General features: G+C 64.5%; 18 protein-coding genes. 8 read left to right on the forward strand and 10 right to left on the reverse strand.

All coding sequences use genetic code 11. From position 1 onward, the window contains the following. Positions 1–18 precede the first annotated feature (18 nt). Positions 19–1,194: a DUF3734 domain-containing protein gene (locus tag XH91_RS06285; RefSeq protein WP_128949772.1), complete on the forward strand. Its 1,176-nt coding sequence runs from the start codon at positions 19–21 to the stop codon at positions 1,192–1,194. Between the two features lies 1 nt (position 1,195). After that, entirely contained in the window at positions 1,196–1,984 is a 789-nt protein-coding gene (locus XH91_RS06290; protein ID WP_128949773.1) for a 3-hydroxybutyrate dehydrogenase, read from the forward strand. 132 nt (positions 1,985–2,116) lie between these two features. Here XH91_RS06290 and XH91_RS06295 read toward each other — a convergent pair whose 3' ends face one another. From XH91_RS06295 to XH91_RS06305, 3 genes are all read right to left on the reverse strand, one after another. Then, on the reverse strand, positions 2,117–2,941 hold the full coding sequence (locus XH91_RS06295; protein ID WP_128949774.1) for a sulfite exporter TauE/SafE family protein: 825 nt from the start codon (positions 2,939–2,941) through the stop codon (positions 2,117–2,119). A 195-nt stretch (positions 2,942–3,136) separates the two neighbouring features. After that, positions 3,137–4,504, reverse strand: a complete 1,368-nt coding sequence (locus XH91_RS06300) for an oligosaccharide flippase family protein (RefSeq protein ID WP_164933643.1) — start codon at positions 4,502–4,504, stop codon at positions 3,137–3,139. 188 nt (positions 4,505–4,692) lie between these two features. Next, on the reverse strand, positions 4,693–5,532 hold the full coding sequence (locus XH91_RS06305; RefSeq protein WP_128949776.1) for a protein-disulfide reductase DsbD domain-containing protein: 840 nt from the start codon (positions 5,530–5,532) through the stop codon (positions 4,693–4,695). Positions 5,533–5,674: 142 nt separating this feature from the next. On the opposite strand from XH91_RS06305, the gene XH91_RS06310 reads away from it, so the two are divergent. Then, on the forward strand, positions 5,675–6,319 hold the full coding sequence (locus XH91_RS06310) for a YqgE/AlgH family protein (protein ID WP_128949777.1): 645 nt from the start codon (positions 5,675–5,677) through the stop codon (positions 6,317–6,319). 159 nt (positions 6,320–6,478) lie between these two features. Here the strand turns inward: XH91_RS06310 and XH91_RS06315 are convergent, their stop codons facing one another. After that, positions 6,479–7,366, reverse strand: coding sequence for a TauD/TfdA dioxygenase family protein (locus tag XH91_RS06315; RefSeq protein ID WP_128949778.1), 888 nt, complete (start codon positions 7,364–7,366; stop codon positions 6,479–6,481). A 98-nt stretch (positions 7,367–7,464) separates the two neighbouring features. Continuing rightward, complete coding sequence (locus XH91_RS06320) at positions 7,465–8,244, reverse strand: SDR family NAD(P)-dependent oxidoreductase (RefSeq protein WP_164933617.1); 780 nt, start codon at positions 8,242–8,244, stop codon at positions 7,465–7,467. Between the two features lie 99 nt (positions 8,245–8,343). Here XH91_RS06320 and XH91_RS06325 point away from each other — a divergent pair, with 99 nt between their 5' ends. Further along, the gene (locus XH91_RS06325; protein WP_128949779.1) at positions 8,344–9,081 is read left to right on the forward strand and encodes an SDR family NAD(P)-dependent oxidoreductase; all 738 of its coding nucleotides are present in this window, start codon (positions 8,344–8,346) and stop codon (positions 9,079–9,081) included. 74 nt (positions 9,082–9,155) lie between these two features. Next, on the forward strand, positions 9,156–9,530 hold the full coding sequence (locus XH91_RS06330) for a CsbD family protein (protein ID WP_128949780.1): 375 nt from the start codon (positions 9,156–9,158) through the stop codon (positions 9,528–9,530). A 116-nt stretch (positions 9,531–9,646) separates the two neighbouring features. Here XH91_RS06330 and XH91_RS06335 read toward each other — a convergent pair whose 3' ends face one another. Both XH91_RS06335 and XH91_RS06340 read right to left on the reverse strand, forming a co-directional pair. Then, complete coding sequence (locus XH91_RS06335; protein ID WP_128949781.1) at positions 9,647–11,350, reverse strand: SGNH/GDSL hydrolase family protein; 1,704 nt, start codon at positions 11,348–11,350, stop codon at positions 9,647–9,649. Positions 11,351–11,499: 149 nt separating this feature from the next. Then, on the reverse strand, positions 11,500–12,885 hold the full coding sequence (locus tag XH91_RS06340) for a lytic murein transglycosylase (RefSeq protein WP_206733478.1): 1,386 nt from the start codon (positions 12,883–12,885) through the stop codon (positions 11,500–11,502). 204 nt (positions 12,886–13,089) lie between these two features. Between XH91_RS06340 and XH91_RS06345 the strand changes: the two genes are divergently transcribed. Next, entirely contained in the window at positions 13,090–13,965 is an 876-nt protein-coding gene (locus XH91_RS06345; protein ID WP_128949782.1) for a UTP--glucose-1-phosphate uridylyltransferase, read from the forward strand. Between the two features lie 69 nt (positions 13,966–14,034). Here the strand turns inward: XH91_RS06345 and XH91_RS06350 are convergent, their stop codons facing one another. Then, entirely contained in the window at positions 14,035–15,531 is a 1,497-nt protein-coding gene (locus XH91_RS06350; RefSeq protein ID WP_128949783.1) for a GGDEF domain-containing protein, read from the reverse strand. Positions 15,532–15,679: 148 nt separating this feature from the next. On the opposite strand from XH91_RS06350, the gene XH91_RS06355 reads away from it, so the two are divergent. Next, entirely contained in the window at positions 15,680–15,943 is a 264-nt protein-coding gene (locus tag XH91_RS06355) for a DUF7662 domain-containing protein (protein WP_128960720.1), read from the forward strand. Between the two features lie 177 nt (positions 15,944–16,120). Here the strand turns inward: XH91_RS06355 and XH91_RS06360 are convergent, their stop codons facing one another. Both XH91_RS06360 and XH91_RS06365 read right to left on the reverse strand, forming a co-directional pair. Further along, on the reverse strand, positions 16,121–18,997 hold the full coding sequence (locus XH91_RS06360) for an EAL domain-containing protein (RefSeq protein WP_164933616.1): 2,877 nt from the start codon (positions 18,995–18,997) through the stop codon (positions 16,121–16,123). A gap of 165 nt (positions 18,998–19,162) precedes the next feature. After that, on the reverse strand, positions 19,163–20,161 hold the full coding sequence (locus XH91_RS06365; protein WP_128949785.1) for an NAD(P)H-quinone oxidoreductase: 999 nt from the start codon (positions 20,159–20,161) through the stop codon (positions 19,163–19,165). Between the two features lie 127 nt (positions 20,162–20,288). Here XH91_RS06365 and XH91_RS06370 point away from each other — a divergent pair, with 127 nt between their 5' ends. Continuing rightward, the gene (locus XH91_RS06370) at positions 20,289–20,480 is read left to right on the forward strand and encodes a DUF1192 domain-containing protein (RefSeq protein WP_128949786.1); all 192 of its coding nucleotides are present in this window, start codon (positions 20,289–20,291) and stop codon (positions 20,478–20,480) included. Positions 20,481–20,648: the final 168 nt, after the last annotated feature.

A 20,648-nucleotide genomic window follows, 5' to 3' on the forward strand; every position in this document is an offset into this window, starting at 1 on the left:
TTTTGCTATTGTTCCCATATGGCAGATCATAGTCCGGAAGTCGCAACAGTCCCCGCGAAGGCGCAGCGTGTCCTGGTTCTCCAGGGCGGCGGCGCGCTGGGCTCCTATCAGGCCGGTGCCTATCAGGCGCTGTGCCATTTCGACTTCGAGCCGGAATGGGTTGCCGGCATCTCGATCGGCGCGGTCAATGCCGCCATCATCGCCGGCAATGAGGGCGCCACACGCGTCAAGCGGCTCAAGGAATTCTGGGAGATGGTCTCGGCGCCGGTACCGTGGAAGCCGATCGGCAAGAGCGACCATAGCCGCGAGCTGTTCAACTCCACCAGCGCCGCGTTGATCGCGACCTTCGGCGTGCCCGGCTTCTTCACGCCGCGCCTGCCGCCCGCGCCGCTCTGGCCGCCGGGCAGCCCGCAGGCCGAGAGCTATTACGACACCGCGCCGCTGAAGAAGACGCTGGAGCGCCTCGTCGACTTCGATCGCATCAACGATCTGAAGACCCGGCTGTCGGTCGGCGCCGTCGGCGTCACCTCCGGCAATTTCAAATATTTCGACAATTACGAGTTCAAGAAGCTCGGCAAGCTCATCGGCCCCGAGCACATCATGGCCTCAGGGGCGCTGCCGCCGGGGTTTCCGTCGGTCGTGATCGACGGCGAGCATTATTGGGACGGCGGCATCGCCTCCAACACACCGCTCGATTTCGTGCTCGATGCCGAAGTCGACCGCGACATGCTGATCTTTCAGGTCGATTTGTTCAGCGCCCGCGGCGACCTGCCGAATTCGCTGCTGGAAGCCACCGAGCGGGAGAAGGACATCCGATTCTCCAGCCGTACGCGGATGAACACCGACAAGAACAAGCAGATCCACAATGCCCGCCGCGCCGTGCGCGATCTGATTGCCAAATTGCCCGATTATCTGAAGAACGACCCGACTGTTGAATTCCTTGCGAAGGTCTCCCGTGAGAGCACTGTCACCGTGGTGCACCTGATCTATCGCAGCAAGAACTACGAATCCTCGTCCAAGGACTACGACTTCTCGCATGTCGCCATGGTCGAGCACTGGGAAAGCGGCGTGCGCGACGTGCATCTGTCGATGCGCCACAAGGAATGGCTCGAGAGGCCGCAGTCCGGCGAGACCATGGTGACCTACGATCTCACGGGGGACGTTACTGCGCCCCCGCCAAAAAGGAGCGAATAAGATGGGTACTCTCTCAGGCAAGAACGCCGTCGTGACCGGTTCGACCAGCGGCATTGGCCTTGCTTATGCGCGCGCGTTTGCCGCTGCCGGCGCCAATGTCGTCATCAACGGCTTCGGCTCGCCCGAGGACATCGAGAAGGAGCGCGCGAAAATCGAATCCGATTTCGGCGTGAAGGCCGTCTACTCGCCCGCCGACATGACCAAGCCGGCCGAGATCGCCGGGATGATCGCGTTCGGTGAAAAGTCGTTCGGCTCGGTCGACATCCTCGTCAACAATGCCGGCATCCAGTTCGTCTCGCCGATCGAGGAGTTCCCGCCGGAGAAGTGGGACCAGATCATCGCGATCAACCTGTCCTCGGCCTTCCACGCCATCCGCGCCGCCGTGCCCGGCATGAAGAAGAAGGGCTGGGGCCGCATCATCAACACCGCCTCGGCCCATTCGCTGGTCGCTTCGCCCTTCAAGTCGGCATACGTCTCGGCCAAGCACGGCATCGCCGGCCTGACCAAGACCGTGGCGCTGGAGGTCGCAACCAGCAAGATCACCTGCAACTGCATCAGCCCCGGCTATGTCTGGACGCCGCTGGTGGAGAAGCAGATCCCGGATACGATGAAGGCCCGCAACCTCACGCGCGAGCAGGTCATCAACGATGTGCTGCTCGACGCGCAGCCGACCAAGGAGTTCGTGACCTCCGAGCAGGTGGCAGCCCTTGCGCTGTTTCTGTGCAGCGACGATGCCGCGCAGATCACGGGTACGAACCTCTCGATCGACGGCGGCTGGACCGCGGAGTAACGGCGCGATGCCCTAGGGTGGGTTAGGCGAAGCCGTAACCCACCTCTTCTATTTCCACAGAGGCAGAGATGGTGGATTACGCCTTTGGCTAATCCACTCTCCGATACCCCGTATGGGGCACCGCTTCCCGCTTCAATGGCTCCAGGCCAGCGCCGTCACGATCGCGGATTGCAGGTTCAGCTCCGCGAACATGATCTTGCTGGCGACCACGACGAGGACGCTGGCCAGCGCCACGCGCAGCACCGTCTCGGGAACGCGCGTCGCGCTGTAGCTGCCGATGATGATGCCGGGCAGCGAGCCCAGCAGCAGCACGCCCATCAGACCCCAATCGACCGAGCCTAGCATCCAGTGTCCGATGCCCGCGACCAGCGTCAGCGGAACCGCATGCGCGATGTCGGAGCCGACGATGGTTGCCATCGGCAGGCGCGGGTAGAGCAACAGCAGCACCGTCACGCCGACAGCACCGGCGCCGACCGACGAGATCGAGACCAGCACGCCGAGCACGATGCCCGTGATCACGGTCGCCATCAGTGTGGTGCGCTCGTCGAGCTGCTCCATGCGGCGGCGATAGCGCTCCATGATCGACTTGCGGAAGATCAGCGATGTCGCGGTGAGGATCAGCGCGAAGCACAGAACCAGATTGACCAGGTTGCGCTCGATGTCGCTTCGAAGATCCAGCTTCCACAGCACCAGCAGCGTCAGCGCGCTTGCCGGAATGCTGCCGCAGGCCAGCCGCAGTACCGCGCGCCAATGGACGCTGCGCGACCAACCATGCACCACGCTGCCGCCGGTCTTGGTGGCGGCGGCGTAGAGCAGGTCGGTGCCGACGGCCGTGGTCGGATGGATGCCGAACAGCAGGATCAGGAGCGGCGTCATCAATGAGCCGCCTCCCACGCCGGTCAGCCCGACAAGCAGGCCGACGCCGAAACCGGAAGCGACGTAAAGCGGATCAATCATGGCTAAGCGAATCTAGGTTTATCTCGTCAGTTGGGCAATATGACGTAGGATAAACTTTCCCCGCGACGCAACCTGTTGGACAGAATAAGAAAAATTGTGCTGCGGACTGGCCATGGAGAGAGGTTTCGCCTGTTTCGCGCGCTCATCTGGAAACAGTCGTCCCCGGAGCAACGCCCAAGCGGGCGTGCATCGTGCCTATTTACCAAACGCGAGCACGTGCAGCCCCAGCCGCTGCCGCACGATCCAAAACAGCAGCACTGTCTCGAAGGTGAGCGAGATCGAGGTCGCGGCCGCGGCGCCGTGACCGCCGAAGCGCGGCACCAGCGCGATGCAGAGCACGACGTTCATGACGAATGCCAGCGCATAGGCGAGCGCGCAGATCTTCTGCTGGCCGAGCATGTTGAGCAGCCGCTCCACGGGACCGATCGCGGCGCGCACCACGAGGCCTACAGCGGCGACGAACATGATGTCGTAGCCGACAACGAATTGCGGTCCGAACAGCCAGAGCAGCGGCTTGCCGAGGGCGAGCAGCACGATGGTTGCCGCCAGCGACGGCCAGAACGTCCAGACGATGGCATGCGTGACATAGGCTGACAGGCGCGCCTTGTCGCCGCTGGCGTTGTATTCGGCGAAACGATGCGCCGTGGTTGCCGACATCGCATAGTGAATGAACGACACCAGGGCCAGCGTCTTCACGACGGCAAAATAGACGCCGACCTCGTCGGACGGGCGGAACTGTTGCAGCACCAGCACGTCGGTGTAGGAGAGCAGCAGGTAAAAGCTCTCGACCAGGAGAATCGGCAGCGAGATCGCGAGCCAGCCGCCGATGTCATAGGCCCTGGGCCCCGGCGCGATGTGATCGGCGAGCCTGCGGTTCAGCACCACCATCTGCCCGGTCATCGCGATCCACACCGCGCCCGCGCTCGCCAGCATCGCCGCGACGGCGCCGAGACGATAGCCGAGCAGGAACGCGCCGGCCGTGATGCCGATGATCAGCGCCTGGCGGATGATGAATTGCGGCATCAGGCCGAGCTGCATCCAGTCATGCGAGCGCGCGATGCCATCCTGGGTGTTGGCGACGACGAAGGCTGGCAGCGTCATGCAGCCGATATAGAGCGGCAGCTCCTCGGCCGGATCGATCCAGGGCGACAGCAGTCTGACGATGCCGGCAAGCGCCAGCGAGACCAGCATGGAAACCGCGAAGGTCAGCCAGCGGCTGCCGGACAGAAAGCCGCGCAACAGCGCATGATCGCCGCTGGCGCGGTATTCCGGAATGATCTTTTGCGCGGAGGCGGAGATGCCGAAATCCATCATGCTGCCGAGCAGCAACACCCAGGTCCAGACATAGACATAGATGCCGTAATCGGACGTCCCCATCCAGCGCGCCAGCAGCACCTGCGAAAAATAGGCGAGGCCCGCGCTGATGACGCGAATGATGAAAATGGTGCCGGCGAGCCGCCGCGTCAGCGATGCTTCGCTCGAGCCGCCCGTCAGTTTTCCGCGCAGCCGTGCGATCAGCCCGGCCGGTCCGGTCGTTGCGGGTTCTGCATCCATCACGGCCAAGTCGAGATCCCCAGGCGTTCGCATGTCGCGGCAGCGTCCGGACTTAGCAACCATTCGTTAAGATTCGGTTGGGTGGGCACGCTGCGGCGCCACTCTGCGCTGTTGCTGCGGCGTATGGCTCCCGGATCTGCGCGCGCTGAAGCGCGCTTGTCCGGGACGACAGCTGAGAGCAGAGCGACAGCTTCGCCTCACTCCAAATTCGTATTGAACTCGTACGACTTGTCCGGCCCCACCAGCGTGAATTTCAGCGCAGCGCCATCAGGCTTGACGCCCGGCGGCAATCCGTCGAGCTCGAAGGAAAATCGCTGCACCCCGGGCGGACTGTGTTCGACCGCATCGGGAATCGGCAGCGACCACTCCGGCGTCGGCCCTTCCACGAACAGATTGACCTTGCTGCCCTCGGGGGCGACGACATCGACCACCACGTTCTTGGGCCCGTCGCGCTTGACGTCGCGGATCGTCAGCGGATTGGGGTCGCCGATATTGGCCGGCTTCGGCACGGTATCGAGTGCTGCGCGCAAATTGCCGTCTTCAGTCGATGCGACGTTGTTGAAGCCGAGCTCGACATTGGCCTCGACGGGAATGCAGAGCTTTTCGCAGACCGCGTAGTTGATCTCGGCGCGCAGCGTCACCGGCTTGTCGACCGCCTTGGCGACGATGCGCAAGGGCAGCACGATCTGGTCGTGATAGCCGATCGAATGGCCGCCCGCGCCATCGTCGAATTTGAGCGGCGCCGGCCACATCACGGTCACTGCTTCGACATTGTCCGACTTGGAGAAGTCGAACCGTGGCGGAACGCCCGAATCGCCCGGCATGCGCCAGTAGGTCTTCCAGCCGGGTTCGAGCTGGACGGCGATACCGCCGAGCAGCACCGTACCACTGCGCGATCCCGCAAGCAGGCGCACTGCGGAATGTCCGTCGCGCTGCCACGGCGACGCATCGTCGGCATGGGCGGCCAGCGCCAACGACGACGCAAGCAAGGTTGTCGCGACGCCGATCGCCGCATGCAGGGGAACTCTTGTCAGCATGGCACGTCTTTACAGGGTCACCCCTCGTCAAACCATTGAATTGCTTGTGATGGATGCACTCGAATCCTATCTCTGCAAGCCTTGATTTGACAGCAGGGCGGCCCGACATCAGGATAGGAATTCAAACCGGAGTGCTTTACCGATGGCTCCCACAGGCAAGAGGACGGGCGAAAGCACCCGCGGCGCAGGCCCCAGGCTCCCCAATTCCGCCGTTTACCTCGACGGCCGGCTCCTGATCGCGATGCCCGTGATGGGCGACTCACGTTTCGAGCGCTCGGTGATCTATCTCTGCGCTCATTCCGCCGAGGGCGCGATGGGCATCATCGTTAATCATCCGGCGGGCAGCATCGACTTTCCCGAATTGTTGGAGCAGCTCGGCATCGTCAAGAAGGGCGAACACATCAAGCTGCCTGAAAATGCCGAAAGCATGAAGGTGCTGCGTGGCGGGCCGGTCGACACCGGCCGCGGCTTCGTGCTGCATTCCAGCGATTTCTACATCGAGAATGCGACGCTGCGGATCGACGACGGCGTCTGCCTTACCGCGACGGTCGACATCCTGCGCGCGATCGCCAACGGCTCCGGCCCCAAGCACGCCATCCTCGCGCTTGGCTACGCCGGCTGGGGACCCGGGCAGCTCGAGACCGAGATTCAGGGCAACGGGTGGTTGCATTGCGACGCGGATGCGGACCTGATCTTCGGCGACGACGTCGACGAGAAATACGGCCGCGCGCTGCGCAAGATCGGCATCGATCCCGGCATGCTGTCGAACGAGGCCGGGCACGCGTAGCTGGTGGGGCGACTTTGGAGTCGCGCGTCACCTTCCGCTGGATGCCCCGGCTGGACCGGCGCATCCAGTACGCCGCGGCCTATCGATTGAATCACGACCGTCACGGACTACTGGATCGCCCGGTCCAGCCGGGCGATGACAGCGGTTGCTGAGTAGCGCTTACTCCGCCGCCTGCTGTTGCACCGTCGGCTCGGTCCCCGCCACCGTCGCGCGGCGCATGTCGCGGGGTTGCGACTGGTCGTAGCGGCGGACGCGGTGCATGGTCTGGCGATTGTCCCACATCACGAGGTCATGCAGCTTCCATTTGTGGACGTAAACGAACTCGGCTTGCGTCGCATGCTCATTGAGATCGCGCAGCAGCAGGCGTCCTTCCGGCATGCTCATGCCGACCACCTTGCCGGCATGCGATGACAGATAGAGCGATTTGCGGCGGTGCACGGGATGGGTCCGCACCAGCCGCTGCAGCACCGGCTTGAACATCGCCTTTTCCTCGTCGGTATATTCGGTGAAGCCGAGCGATCCCCGCGAATACATCAGCGAGTGCTCGCAGACGAGGTCCTCGATCTCCGCCTTGGTCTCGTCGTCGAGCGCGTCATAGGCCGCGCGCATGTCGGCGAATTCGGTGTTGCCGCCCTTCGGGTTCACCACGCGCGCCGACAGCAGCGAGAACTTCGCCGGGATCGGGCGGAACGAGCTGTCGGAGTGCCACAGGCAGTTGCCGAGGTTGAACAGATTGGCGCGGCTGTCCCTGGCGAGCGGCTTGCCGTCCTTGCCCAGGTTCGAAACGTCGTTCAAGCCCGAGTTGAGGCGGTGTTCGCTGGCCTTGGTGATGTTGCCGCCGCGCGCATCCTCGCGCTGACCGAAATTCAGCGCAAAGGCCATCTGCTGCTCGTCGCTGATGTCCTGGTCGTGGAAGACGAGCACCGCGTATGTGTCCATGGCGGACTCGATCTCGCGGGCCTCATCCGGCGAGAGCGGATTTCGCAGGTCGAGGCCGGAAACCTCGCCGACAAAATGCGTCTGAAGCTGCCGGATGGCGATCGTCATGGCGTTCTCTCCCACGAATTGCGAGCGGTTGGTCCCGCTCTGTCGGTGAAAAAGCTACTCTCGTAACAAAGGTTGTCAACGCCCGGCGCGCATGGCTCTCACGCGTTGCGTGCCATCAGCCCGCCGTCGACGGGGATCACCGCACCGGTGAGAAAAGATGACGCCGGCAGGCACAGGCTCAGGGTCATATGCGCGACTTCTTCGGGGTCCCCGTAGCGGCCGAGGGCGGTGCGGCGCTTGGCGTAGATGGTCTTGTGCTCCTCGGAAATGCGGTCGGTGATGGCGGTGCGGATCGGGCCCGGGCAGATGCAATTGACGGTGATGCCCTCGCGGCCGAGCTCGACCGCGAGCGAGCGCGTCAGGCTGGCGACACCGCCCTTCGCTGCGGAATAGGGGCTGTGCAGCGCGGTGGCGCCGAGCGCTTCCGTCGAGGCGATGTTGACGATGCGCGCCGACTTCGATTTGCGCAGGTGAGGCAGGGCTGCGCGGATGATGCGCGGATGCGCCGTCAGCATCACCGCGATGCCCTTGGCCCAGGCGTCTTCATAAGCTTCGTCGTCGATCGCGACGCGCACTGAGATGCCGGCATTGTTGACGACGATGTCGAGCCCACCGAAATGCGCGGCGACATCGCCAACCACGCGCTTGATCTCGCCGCCGTCGGCGACGTCGAGTTTCCACGATTTCGCCGAGCCGCCGCTTACCGCGATCTCCTTGGCAACTGCGTTCGCACCTTGTTCGTCATGATCGGTGACGGCGACGTTGGCGCCTTCGGTCGCGAACACGCGAGCAGTGGCGCGGCCCATGCCGCTGGCGGCGCCGGTGACGAGAACCGTCAGGCCCTTCACGGAGCGGCTGAGCTCTTTGAATTCGGACATGCTGTTTCCTCGTGGCTCTTGTTTCTCGTGATGAGATGGACAAGGCTGGCATCGATCCGCAGACAGGTCAAACAAGCAAAAACAAAAGGGGAGGCCGCAATGGCGAACGAGCTCGATTTCTCCGGCAAGCAGATGTTGGTCGTCGGTGGTTCCAGCGGTATCGGCAACGGCATCGCGCAAGCCTTTCGCGCCCGAGGCGCTAGCGTTGCGGTATCTGGCACGCGCGTGCGTGCAGCGGAATATTCGGTCGAGGAGGGCTCCGATCTCACCGGTCTCGCGTATTCACAGCTCGATGTCAGCAGCACCGGTGCGGTCGAGGCGTTCAAGCCGTCGTTCGACCGGCTGGATATTCTCGTGCTCGCGCAGGGCGCGGTGATCTATCGCCGCGGCGAGTTCGAGATGGCGGGCTTCCGCAAGGTCGTCGAAGTCAATCTGATGAGCTTGATGGCGTGCGCAACGCGGTTTCATTCCATGTTGCGGGATTCGAAGGGCGTGTTGATCATGGTCTCCTCGACCGCGGCCTATCATTCCACCATGGGCAATCCCGCCTATAACGCCTCGAAGACCGGCGCGGTCGGCTTGACGCGGACCTTGGGCGAGGCGTGGGCCGAGGACGGCATCCGCGTCAACGGTATCGCGCCCGGTCTCGTCGACACCAAGATGACGAAGGTGACGACCGACAATCCCAAGCGGCTCGAAGGTGCATTATCACGGATTCCACTGCGGCGATTGGGCACGCCGGCCGACATGGCCGGTGCGGCCCTGTTCCTGGCCTCGCCGCTGTCGTCGTACATGATTGGACAGACGCTCGTGGTCGATGGCGGGCTCATTCTCTAGGCCAAACTCTCAGCAGCCGTGGAACTGCGTTGCTCCTGATCGGTTACTTGGGCAGACCCCGGAGGAGGAGCATCATGGACAAGGACAGGATCGTCGGATCGGCCAAGGAATTCGCTGGACGGGCAGAAGGCGCCGTCGGCGATCTCGCAGGCGACGCACAGACACAGGCGTCGGGCAAGGCGCGCGAAGCCGCCGGCACCGTGCAGAATCTCTACGGCCAGGCCAAGGACGCCGTGCGCGACGCGGCGGACACCGCCACGAGCTACGCCAAGGATGCGTATGACAATAGCGGCGAGACGCTGCGCGATGGATCGCAGGCGCTGTCAAAGAAGGTGCAGGACAATCCGCTCGGTGCACTGCTGGTGGCCGGCGGCATCGGCTTCGCGCTCGCGCTTCTGATGTCGCGCCCCGCACGTCGCCCGCCGCCGCGCTGGCGCTATTACGGCTGAGCTACGCGTCATTCCGGGGCGCGCGTGGCGCGAGCCCGGAATCCATCGTGCCACCGTTAATACCGCTTAATGGATTCCGGGTTCGCGCCAAGAGGCGCGCCCCGGAATGACCGCAACTACCGAACCACTTCCGCCGAACGTCCGACATTGCCGGGCGGGCGCGGAATCGCAGGATTCGGGTTGCGCGGCGGCGCCAGTTGACGCGGCGCGGGTTGCGGCGAGCCGAAGCCGAAGAAATCGCGCAGCGACGGGGTTGCCTGCGCCGGCTGCTGCGGCGGCGTCGGCTTCTTCGGCGCGGGCGGCCTGGGAGGCGCGATCGCAGCGGCTGCACCAGGCGTACCGGGCGCTCCGGGCGCCGCAGCACCGCCGTCGGGCGTGGTCGCCGCAACAGGCGTATCGCCCTTGGCCTGCTCGCGGCCGACCTCTCGGCGCGGCCAGGAATAATCATCCGCACGGCCCGCGGGCGCGGCCAGCGGCTCGCCCTTCACCAGCGTCCGCGCCGCAAGCGCATCGACCGCGGCGGGACGCGTGCCGGGTCCACCCAGCAATTGATCGGTCGAGATCGAGGCCGCAACCAGCGGCACGATCGGGCCGGCGAGCGGCCGCGGCGGCGGCTTGCCGGGCTCGGCATTGGTGTCGGGCGTCGCCGGTTCGCTTGGCAGAGCGATGGGACCGGAGCGGCCGGCGAGGAGACGCGTGATCTCGCGCTCGACATAGTGTGCGAGCTTGCGCGCGCCGGGCTTGGTGAAATAGACGCCGTCGCCGCTGCGCAGCTGACGGATCTGGCCTTCGAAGTCAGGGCCCTTCTGCAGGAAGCGGCCGGCCTCGTCGACAAAGCCGTCCCAGACGTCGACATAGGTGATGCCGGCCTTGGCCGCGCCTTCGCGATAGAGCGAATCCAGGAACAGCATGTCCGCAGTGCCCTTAGGTCCGCGGATCGCAGGCAGGCCGACCCAGAGCACCGGCACGCCCTTGGCCTTCAGGACGCCCGCAAGTTCCTCGATCTTCTTGCTGTAGAGCTCAACCCAGCGGTCGTCGCGGAATTCGTAGACGCCGTTTGGATTGCGCGCGGCCTTTTCAGGCGGGGCTGCGGGTGTGTCCGCGTTATCGGCGTCGTCCTGCGGCAGGTCGGTGTCGACAGGCTTGTCGTCGGGCTTTGCAGCGGTGTCGGATTTGGTCTCGCCGGGCTTCGCCTCACCCGGTTTGCCGTCATTTTTTCCTTGCGGCTTGGCGCGCGCGCCCTTGTCGTTCTTCTTGTCCTTATCTGCCGGCTTGTCGGCGACAGGCTCGCGGATCGAAATGCGGTCGTTGAGGCCGAGCATCACGACGATGACGTCAGGCTTCTCGGTCTCCAGGATACCCTTTGCGGCCGCGGCCCAGTCCGAGGGCTCGCCCTTCGGCTGATATCTGATCAGGCCGGACGTGGTCCTGTGCTTGCGGATCACGCCCATGTCGGGCTGCTCGGTGTAGGCGTCTTCCAGGCCATAGGCGAGCCAGTCGGCCATGGCATCGCCGATCACCAGCACGTTCTTGTCGGCAATGGTGTCGCGCTTGGCGGGGGCGGGCGCGCGCGAATAATCCTGGCGCGGAGCCTGCGGCTGCTGCTGCTGGAAGGGTGCGAAGAAATCACCGCCGAACCAGCCGCCACCACGATGCGGCGGCGGCGCCGATCGCTGCGGCGGCCCGCCGAAGCCGGGGAAGTTGAAGAACTGCGCGGAGGCTGGTCCCGCGACCGACACCAAAATCGCAAGCGCCGTCCCCAGCGCGATCAGCGGGCCGGTCTCGGTCAGCGCCTTGAAAAACGATTTTGGCTTCGACATGCGATCTCGGGCGCGCGCAACGGGGTTTGGAGATAGGTCGATATAATAACGGAATCGGGCGCCAAACGGGCAAATTCTCTTGCAGATTCCTGAGGGAATACACCGCCGATCAGCCGAAATCGCCGCTCAGGGTTACTTTCAGGCCGTTTTTACCGCCCGCGCAGCCGGTCCAACACGTCGGAGGTGGCAAATCCGTCGGCAGGGAGCCCGATCGAGACCTGGAAGTTGCGCAGGGCATCCCGGGTCTGGCCGCCGAACTGGCCGTCCGGGGTGCCCTTGTAGAAGCCGCGCTGGGCCAGCAGCTGCTGAAGTTCCAGTCGTTCACTCTTCGATAGCTCCCGCTCCTGCCGCGGCCAGGGCTGCACGAAGGGCTGGCCGCCGCGCAGGCGGTCGGCGAAATGGCCGATCGCCAGCGCATAGGCCTCGGCGGGATTGTACTTCATGATGACACGGAAGTTCTGCAGCATCAGGAAGCCCGGACCCTGCGCGCCGGCGGGCGCCAGCAGATAGGCTTTCTCCGCCGGATGCGGGAACGGCTGGCCCGTGGCCCGCTTGAGCCCGAGTTTCTCCCACTGCGCGATCGACATCATCTTGGCGCGGTCGGCCAGCATGTAGTTGAATCCCTCGGGCACCACGACCTCGAAGCCCCAGGTTTGGCCGCTCTGCCAGCCGTCTTTCTTCAGGTTGTTTGCAGTCGAGGCGATCAGATCGGTCGGGTTGTCGACGACGTCGCGCCTTCCGTCGCCGTCGCCGTCCACGGCAAAACGCTTGAAGGCGGTCGGCATGAACTGGGTCGGGCCGAAGGCGCCGGCCCAGGAGCCGCGCATCTGCTCGGGCCTGAGATCGCCGCGGTTGAGGATCTCCAGTGCCGAGAGGAACTCGTCCTTGAAATAGCCCTGGCGGCGGCCGATGCAGGCGAGAGTCGCGGTCGATTGCAAAACGCTGCGGTCGCCCATCTGCGTCGAATAGTTGGACTCGATGCCCCAGATGGCCGCGATGATATAGCGGTCGACGCCATAGGCCTTTTCGGTCGCGTCGAACTGCGCCTTGTATTGGGCGAGGATTTCCTTGCCCCTGGCGAGGCGGTTGTCGTTCACGAGGATGTCGAGATAGTCCCAGATCGACTTGGAGAATTCCGGCTGCGAATCCATCAGGTCCATGATGCGCAGGTCGGGCGTAAGCCCAGCTGTGAAGCGCTGAAAATTCTCCTGCGTGATGCCGCGCCGTGCGGCGTCCGGCCACATCCCCGCAACGCAATTGTCGAAATTGCCGGCCGCCTCGCGGATCGCAGCCGCCGTCATCAGCGGATGGCCGGACGCGCCGTCCTCGCCACTCCAGGGCAGGGCCCCCCCAGGGGCCGGGGCGGGCTGCGACGGTGCCGCGCCCGAGCCGGAGAAAATACCGCCGAACAGGTTCGACAGGCCGTTTTGCGTCTGAGCTTCCGCAGACACAGGGAACAGCAGCGCGACCGCAATCATTGTTGCGTTCGCCAGAGATCCGCCGCGTTTTGCCAAGCCTGCCACCGATTGCCTCATATCCCGTCCATCCGGCCGAAAATCCGCCATCAGGAGGCCTCGTTACGGTTGCCAATATCTTAACAAAGGTGAATTTTTGCTGGTCACCTTTTTCGCAAATTCTCTGAAACGGAGCCCAACATCCGCCTTTGTTACCGGCTGCAAAACCGCTAGCAAGAAGCCATTGCTTCTTTCACCTGCGCCCCAAGGTATTCGATCAATCCCATGAAAATCCGCAAAGCCGTATTTCCCGTCGCCGGCCTCGGCACCCGCGTCCTGCCCGCCACCAAGGCGATGCCGAAGGAAATGCTCACCATCGTCGACAAGCCGCTGATCCAGTACGTCTATGACGAGGCGCGGGAAGCCGGCATCGAGCACTTCATCTTCGTCACCGGCCGCAACAAGAACGTCATCGAAGATCATTTCGACAGAATGTTCGAGCTCGACACGACACTCAGCCAGCGCGGCAAGAAGGCCGAGCAGGAGATACTGGCGCAGAACCAGCCGGAAGCCGGTGCCGTCAGCTTCACACGCCAGCAGGCGCCGCTCGGCCTCGGCCATGCGGTCTGGTGCGCACGCGACATCGTCGGCAACGAGCCGTTCGCGGTGGTGCTGCCCGACGAGCTCGTGCTCAATTCGCCGGGCTGTCTGAAGCAGATGATCGACACGGCATCGACGCTCGGCGAGAAGTCGAACCTGATCGCGGTCGAGGCGGTGCCGGACCATCTCACCCATCAATACGGCATCTGCGGCGTCGGAAAACGCACCGGCAAGATGTTCGAGGTCGACGGCATGGTCGAGAAGCCGGCCAAGGGCACGGCGCCCTCCAACCTTTCGATCACCGGCCGCTACATTCTCCAGCCCGAGATCTTCAAGATCCTGGAGACCCAGGAGCGCGGCTCCGGCGGCGAGATCCAGCTCACCGACGCGATGATCGGCCTTGCCAAATCGCAGAAGTTCTATGGCGTCGAGTTCGAGGGCGAGCGCCATGATTGCGGCTCCAAGCCCGGCTTCCTCCGCGCCAACATCGCCTACGCGCTCAAGCGCCCCGAGCTGCGTGAGGGGCTGATTGCGGAGATGAAGAAATATCTGGGGCAGTAGGCCAAGGTGTCGTCCTGGCGAAAGCCAGGACCCATACCGCGTGATCTATCGCCAGGACGACATAATGCCTCACGCCACCAGCGACAGCTGCGGCAGGCTTGCCACCACCGACTGATTCCGCCCGCCGGCCTTTGCGGCGTAGAGCGCCTTGTCGGCGGCGGCGACCAGCACGGCCCAGTCCATGCCGGCCGTGGGCGCGAGGCTGGCGACGCCGCAGGAGACGGTCGATCCCGCCCCACCGTCGGACCAGCCCAGCACCTTGACGCGAATGGTCTCGGCGATCTTGAACGCGTCGGTGGCCGAAATGTTCGGCAGCAGCACGGCGAACTCCTCGCCGCCATAGCGCGCGGCGCAGTCGCCGGCGCGGCGCACCGAATCCGAGATGCAGATGGCGATGCCGACCAGCACCTGGTCGCCGGCCTGGTGACCGAACGTGTCGTTATAGGCCTTGAAGTGATCGGCATCGATCATCAGCAGCGCGACCTGCGTCTTCTGGCGCATGGCGCGCCGCCATTCCATGTCGATGACCTGGTCGAACTTGCGGCGGTTGCGCAGGCCCGTGAGCGCGTCGGTCGTCGCCATCTCCTCGAGCTTGCTTTCGGCATCCGCGCGCCGGCCGATCTCGCGGGCGAGCACGATGGCCGAGCCGAGCACGAACAGGGACAGCATCAGCACCACGGCGCCGATGCGCAGCGCTTCCCGCTGCCATAGCGAGAACACCGTGCTCAGCGGTTTTCCGGCCACGACAAACAACGGACCGGAGCCGCTGCTGCGCACATAGAGACGCGGCGTCGGATCCACCGGCCCCTTGCCGGCGTAGGATCCGCCGGCCCTGAGATTGTCGGGCTTCCAGTCCTGTTGCGTTCCCAGATTCTTGCCGATGATGTCGAGATCGAACGGCCGCCGCATCATGATGGTGCGGTCGCGCTTGAGCACGGTGATGGTGTCGTCGGGGTCGAGGCTCAGCCGCTCGAACAGTTCGTGGAAATAGGTGTAGCGGATCGAGCCGGCGACGACCCCCAGGAAGCCGCCGTCGGTATCGCTGATGCGCCGGCTCAGCACGATCGAAAAGGCACCGCGGAACAGCATCGGATGGCTGATGAACAGTCCGACGTCCGGGTTGTCACGATGAATCCTGAAATACTCTTCGTCGGCGCGGTTCTCCGCTTGCGGATCGAGGGTGGAGGCATCGATGGTCAGCCTGCCGTCGGCATCGAACACCTGGATGGCGCCGAAATGCCGCGCCGTGGTCGCATGATCGAACAGGATGAGCTGACGGATCGGCCTCGAGACCGTGGCGATCTCGGGCAGCAGCATGTTGTTGACGACCGCCTTCAGGGAGAGGTCGTAGATGTCGATGTTGCGACTGATGTCCGCGTCGATCGAGGTGGCGAGGTTCTCCAGCGTCTGGCGGGCCAGCGCCTCCTCGCCGCGGCGCATGTCCAGCATGACGTTGACGCAAATGGCGGAAAAGCCGATCACCGTCACGACCGACGTCATGATCAGCAGCTTCGCCGAGATACGCCAAGGCCGGCGGGCCGTGGCTTCGCGCCATCCAGACAGCATCCTTTGCTCCCGATATTAGTGGATGCGCCCGAAATCTTGCGTAGTGTTTAAGCCGCGACGGCACTGCCGCGATGAGTTAAGGATTGGTTTATCCGGCTAGCGATTTCTGGCAGGCCGCGGGATCCGGGCTTCGGACGAGAGGACTGACGTGAACGACTACGACGCGCTACGTGATTATCTGATGCGGCACAAGCAGGCGGAATTCGTGCTGACCTTCGAGCAGATCGAGGAGATCATCGGCGCAGCCCTGCCGCGCGCGGCCAACCGTGCCTCATGGTGGGACAGCCTGCGCAGCCCCGACATCCAGATGCCCCAGCGCGAAGCCTGCCTGGCCGCAGGCTTCAAGGCGGTGCGGATGCCGGACGGCCAGAGCGTGCGGTTCACGAAGATGAAGACCGATCGGCGCAGGTGAGGGGCTGGGCGTGCTCTTCCCTTCTCCCCTTGTGGGAGAAGGTGGCGCGAAGCGCCGGATGAGGGGTTCGGTCCGCAGGGCTCGCAATTCAATTGAGGCACCGCGTTCGCGGAGATGACCCCTCACCCCCGCTCGCTTTGCGAGCGGACCCTCACAAGGGGAGAGGGAAAAAGAAGATCAGCTCGCCGCTTCCAGCCGCACTTCCGTCAGCAGCCGCATCGCGGCATCCGCGTCCATCGGCTCGCCGAAGGCAAAGCCCTGCGCGTATTCGCAGCCCAATTGATACAGCTCGACCGCGTCGGAATCGGTCTCGGCGCCCTCCGCCACCACGTCCATGCCGAGATCATGCGCGAGCGCGATGATCGATTTCAGGATCACCGGCCGCGTGCCGCGATTGGTGGTGCGTACGAACGACTGGTCGATCTTGATGGTGTCGAACGGGAACCGCTGCAGATAGGCGAGCGAGGAATGGCCGGTGCCGAAATCGTCGAGCGACAGCCCGGTGCCGAGCTCGCGGATCCGCGTCAGCATTTGCGCCGCGTGCTCCGGATTCTCCATCACCAGTGATTCCGTCAGCTCCAGCTTCAGCGTGCCGCGCGCGACAGAAGATCGCGACAGCACGGTTCTGATGTCGTGGATCAAATCATGGCGTAGCAGCTGTCGCGAGGACACGTTGACGGACGCGAAGATCGGCTCGCGCGAGCGCATCGCGCGCTGCCAGATCGAAAGCTGTTTTGCGGTCTGGTCGAGCACGAACATGCCGAGGTCGACGATCAGGCCGGTCTCTTCGGCGATGGTGATGAATTCCGACGGCGCCATGCGCCCGAGCTTGGGATGATCCCAGCGCACCAGCGCCTCGAAGCCGGCGACCGAGCGATCCTCGAGCCGGACGATCGGCTGGTACAGGATGGTGAGCTCCTGCCGCTCGATGGCGCGGCGCAGCTCGCTCTCCAGCGTCAGGCGGTCCGTCTTCCGCGCGCGCATCGCCGGCTTGTAGACGTCGATGCGGTCGCCGCCGATGCGCTTGGAATGATACATCGCAAGCTCGGCGTCCTTGATGATCTCGTCCGTCAATTGCGTTTGCGGATCGGAAAGCGCCATGCCGATCGACGCCGTCAGGAAGATCTCGCGGTCGTTGAAGGCGATCGGGGCGCGGATGGTCTTGCGGATGGTCTCGGCGAAGTTGGTGATCCGCGCCGGGTCCTGCTCCGACAGCAGGATCAGACCGAACTGGTCGCCGGCAAGCCGCGCCAGGGTGTCCTGCGGCTTCAGGATGCGGGTGAGGCGGCGGGCCAGCGTCAGCAGGATCGAATCGCCGACCGCGATCCCGACGGAATCGTTGACCTGCTTGAAGCGGTCGAGGTCGATCACCATCAGCGTCGGCCGCAGTGTCGGCATGGTCTTGGCGAAATTCGCCACCGCGCCGAGCCGGTCCATGAACAGCTTGCGGTTGGGCAGGCCGGTCAGATTGTCGTGCACGGAATCGTGCAGCAGGCGTTCCTCGGCGTTGCGCAGCTCGGTGACATCGGTGAGCGTGCCGACCACGCGCGAGACTTCACCGTCGGAGCCGACAACCGGGCGCGCCTTCAGTGCGAACCACATGAAATGGCCGTCAGGGGTGCGCAGGCGGAAATCCTGCACCAGCCGACCGCGGCGCTGATCGAGCACGCTGTCGAGCGCGGCGCGGAATCGGTCCTGGTCGAGCGGATGCAGCACCTCCAGCCACGAGGCTGCGGGTCCTTCGAGTGTCCCGCGCTTCAGTCCGAGCAAGGCTTCCGTCTCGGGGCTGGTGAAGACCTTGTCGGCGGACACGTCCCAGTCCCAGATCAGATCGCCGGAACCGGCCAGGGCCAGCGCGCGCCGTTCGATGTCGGAGACGACGCCGGTGGTGGCGCCGCCGCCGGCGAATGCGTGCTGCATGACGGTGAAGCCGATCAGCATCACGATCAGCACCAGGCCGCCGAGCAGGGCAGGGCCGACGATGTCATTGGTGACGGAGCCCGCCACCGTCATGCCGGCCGCGACCACCCAGACCACCAGGAGGAACCAGGTCGGGATCAGCAGCACCGCGCGGTCAAAACCGTGGGTGGAGAGATAGACGATGAGCGCAAAGCCGGCGAAGGCGATCAGCACCAGCGAGATACGCGCGATGCCCGAGGCGACGGCCGGGTCGAACAGGGCGAGCGCCACGAGCGAGCCCAGGAAGGCGAGCCAGCCCACTGTGATGTGAGAGTAGCGCACATGCCATCGACTGAGGTTGAGATAGGCGAACAGGAACACCAGCAGCGTCGCCGCCAAGATCGCTTCACCCGCCGCGCGCCAGATGCGCTCGGCGTTGTTCGACATGTCGAGCACCTTGCCCCAGAAGCCGAAATCGACGCCGATATAGACCAGTACCGCCCAGGCCAGCGCCGCCGCGGCGGGGAACATGATGCTGCCCTTCACCACGAACAGGATGGTCAGCACAAGCGCAAGCAGGCCGGAGATGCCGATCACGATGCCCTGGTACAGCGTGAACGAGTTGACCTTGTCCTTGTAGGCATCCGGCTCCCACAGATAGAGCTGCGGCAGCTTGTCGGTGCGCAGCTCCGCGACGAAGGTGACGACGGCGCCGGGGTCGAGCGTGATGCGGAACACGTCCGCGGTCGCGCTTTCCTGCCGTTCCGGCCGGTCGCCGATCGACGGCGTAATGGTCGCGATGCGCGACAGGCCGAGGTCGGGCCAGAGCAGCCCCGACGAGACGATGCGGTAATGAGGGGCGACGATCAGGCGGTCGAGCTGGTCGTCGGTGTTGTTGGCGAGCGCGAACACCACCCAGTTCTGGCCGCCTTCGCGCGCGCGCACCTCGATGCGGCGGACGATGCCGTCGGTGCCGGGCGCGGTCGACACCTGGATGCGGTCAGAGTCGCTGCGCTGATGCTCGAGCACGCCGGTGAGGTCGATCGCGGGCGCGTCGCTGCGGACGCTGACAGCGTCAAGCGCGCGTGCAGGGGACGCGGCGACAAGAATCATGAGGCCCAGCGCGATGCGCGCGAGGCACCTGATCAGACGCAAGGTCAATTCTCCGCGTTCGACGCAAACTCTGGGTGCAAGAAGGCACGCAAGGCTGGCACGTAAGGACGATTTCAGACCGGACGGAAGTGGTTCGGCATTTCGCGATTGATGCCACGAAAGCCAAGAAAATCAAAGGGTTTCCGCCCGGTTTGATGGGCCAGCGGCCTAGACCTCCAACACAATTTTGCCAATATGTGCTGACGTCTCCATGCGCCGGTGTGCGTCGGCGGCCTTTTCCAGCGGGAAAGCGCTGTCCATCAGTGGTTTGACCCGGCCTTCGCGCAGCAGCGGCATCACTTTCGCCTCAATCGCAGCCACCATCGCCGCCTTGTCCGCATTACTACGGGGACGCAAGGTCGAGCCGGTATGGGTCAACCGCTTCACCATCACCTTGGCGATGTTGACGCTGACCTTGGGACCGTTGAGGGTCGCGATCTGCACGATGCGGCCGTCGACGGCCGCGGCGTCATAGTTGCGGTCGACATAGTCGCCGGCGACCATGTCGAGGATCAGGTTGACGCCGATCTTGTCGGTCTCTTCCTTCACCACCGCGACGAAATCTTCGGTCTTGTAATTGATCGCACGATCCGCCCCAAGCTTGAGGCAGGCGTCGATCTTGTCCTGCGAGCCGACGGTGACGAACACCTTCGCGCCAAATGCTTTCGCAAGCTGGATCGCCATGGTGCCGATGCCGGAGGAGCCACCATGGATGAGCAGCGTCTCGCCGGCCTTCAGGCCGCCGCGCTCGAACACATTGTGCCAGACGGTCATCAGGGTTTCCGGCAGCGCACCGGCTTCCTTCATCGACAGCGCCGGCGGCACGCTCATGGCCTGGGCGTCCTGTGCGATGCAGTACTGCGCGTAGCCGCCTCCGGCGACGAGCGACATGACGATGTCGCCGATCTTGTGCCGCTTGGCGTTGCTGCCGACCGCGACCACCTCGCCCGCGATCTCGAGGCCCGGCAGGTCACTGGCGCCGGGCGGCGGCGGATAGGCGCCGGAACGTTGCGCCACGTCGGGCCGGTTGACGCCGGCGGCCTGCACCCTGACCAGGATCTCGTCAGGACCGGGGAGCGGCACAGCCCGCTGTTCCGGCACGAGCACCTCCGGTCCGCCCGGCTTGGAGATGGCGACCACGGTCATTTGCGCGGGCAGCTTGTCCATGATGTGTCCTTGAGCAAAGGTGCGAGGGAAACGAGGTCTTTGATTAGCCAGCGCAGTCCGGACTGGCAACCGCCAAGCCGTGTATCAGGCGGTGTGGTCCGGCCAGCGGACGAGAGGAGGAACGGCGATGCCGATGGACGACGACGACCGCCCGCGCAAGAAGGTGACCCACGAGATCGGACAGGATCTCTCACTATTGTCGGTCGAGGAACTGAGCGAGCGCGTCGCCCTGCTCAAGACCGAGATCGCAAGACTGGAGGAAGCCGCCACCAAGAAGCGCGCCTCGCGCGACGCTGCGAACAGCGTCTTCAAGACGTAGTCGTCGACCGTTCAACTCTCGTGTCCCGGACGCGGTGCAGCGCATAGCGCTGCTCCGCAGAGCCGGGACCCATGTCTCTCCGAACATTCAGCCAAAGGACTGGGCCCCGGCTCAGCAGTGCAGCACTACGTGCCGCACTGCGTCCGGGGCACGCGCGTGGCTCGCCCA

The organism is Bradyrhizobium guangzhouense (genome assembly GCF_004114955.1).
Lineage (GTDB): Bacteria > Pseudomonadota > Alphaproteobacteria > Rhizobiales > Xanthobacteraceae > Bradyrhizobium > Bradyrhizobium guangzhouense.

Coding starts and splice junctions, on each gene's coding strand:
- XH91_RS06285 (WP_128949772.1), top strand. CDS start 19: ATGGCAGATCATAGTCCGGAAGTCGCAACAGTCCCCGCGAAGGCGCAG.
- XH91_RS06290 (WP_128949773.1), top strand. CDS start 1,196: ATGGGTACTCTCTCAGGCAAGAACGCCGTCGTGACCGGTTCGACCAGC.
- XH91_RS06295 (WP_128949774.1), bottom strand. CDS start 2,941: ATGATTGATCCGCTTTACGTCGCTTCCGGTTTCGGCGTCGGCCTGCTT.
- XH91_RS06305 (WP_128949776.1), bottom strand. CDS start 5,532: ATGCTGACAAGAGTTCCCCTGCATGCGGCGATCGGCGTCGCGACAACC.
- XH91_RS06310 (WP_128949777.1), top strand. CDS start 5,675: ATGGCTCCCACAGGCAAGAGGACGGGCGAAAGCACCCGCGGCGCAGGC.
- XH91_RS06315 (WP_128949778.1), bottom strand. CDS start 7,366: ATGACGATCGCCATCCGGCAGCTTCAGACGCATTTTGTCGGCGAGGTT.
- XH91_RS06320 (WP_164933617.1), bottom strand. CDS start 8,244: ATGTCCGAATTCAAAGAGCTCAGCCGCTCCGTGAAGGGCCTGACGGTT.
- XH91_RS06325 (WP_128949779.1), top strand. CDS start 8,344: ATGGCGAACGAGCTCGATTTCTCCGGCAAGCAGATGTTGGTCGTCGGT.
- XH91_RS06330 (WP_128949780.1), top strand. CDS start 9,156: ATGGACAAGGACAGGATCGTCGGATCGGCCAAGGAATTCGCTGGACGG.
- XH91_RS06335 (WP_128949781.1), bottom strand. CDS start 11,350: ATGTCGAAGCCAAAATCGTTTTTCAAGGCGCTGACCGAGACCGGCCCG.
- XH91_RS06340 (WP_206733478.1), bottom strand. CDS start 12,885: ATGAGGCAATCGGTGGCAGGCTTGGCAAAACGCGGCGGATCTCTGGCG.
- XH91_RS06345 (WP_128949782.1), top strand. CDS start 13,090: ATGAAAATCCGCAAAGCCGTATTTCCCGTCGCCGGCCTCGGCACCCGC.
- XH91_RS06350 (WP_128949783.1), bottom strand. CDS start 15,531: ATGCTGTCTGGATGGCGCGAAGCCACGGCCCGCCGGCCTTGGCGTATC.
- XH91_RS06365 (WP_128949785.1), bottom strand. CDS start 20,161: ATGGACAAGCTGCCCGCGCAAATGACCGTGGTCGCCATCTCCAAGCCG.
- XH91_RS06370 (WP_128949786.1), top strand. CDS start 20,289: ATGCCGATGGACGACGACGACCGCCCGCGCAAGAAGGTGACCCACGAG.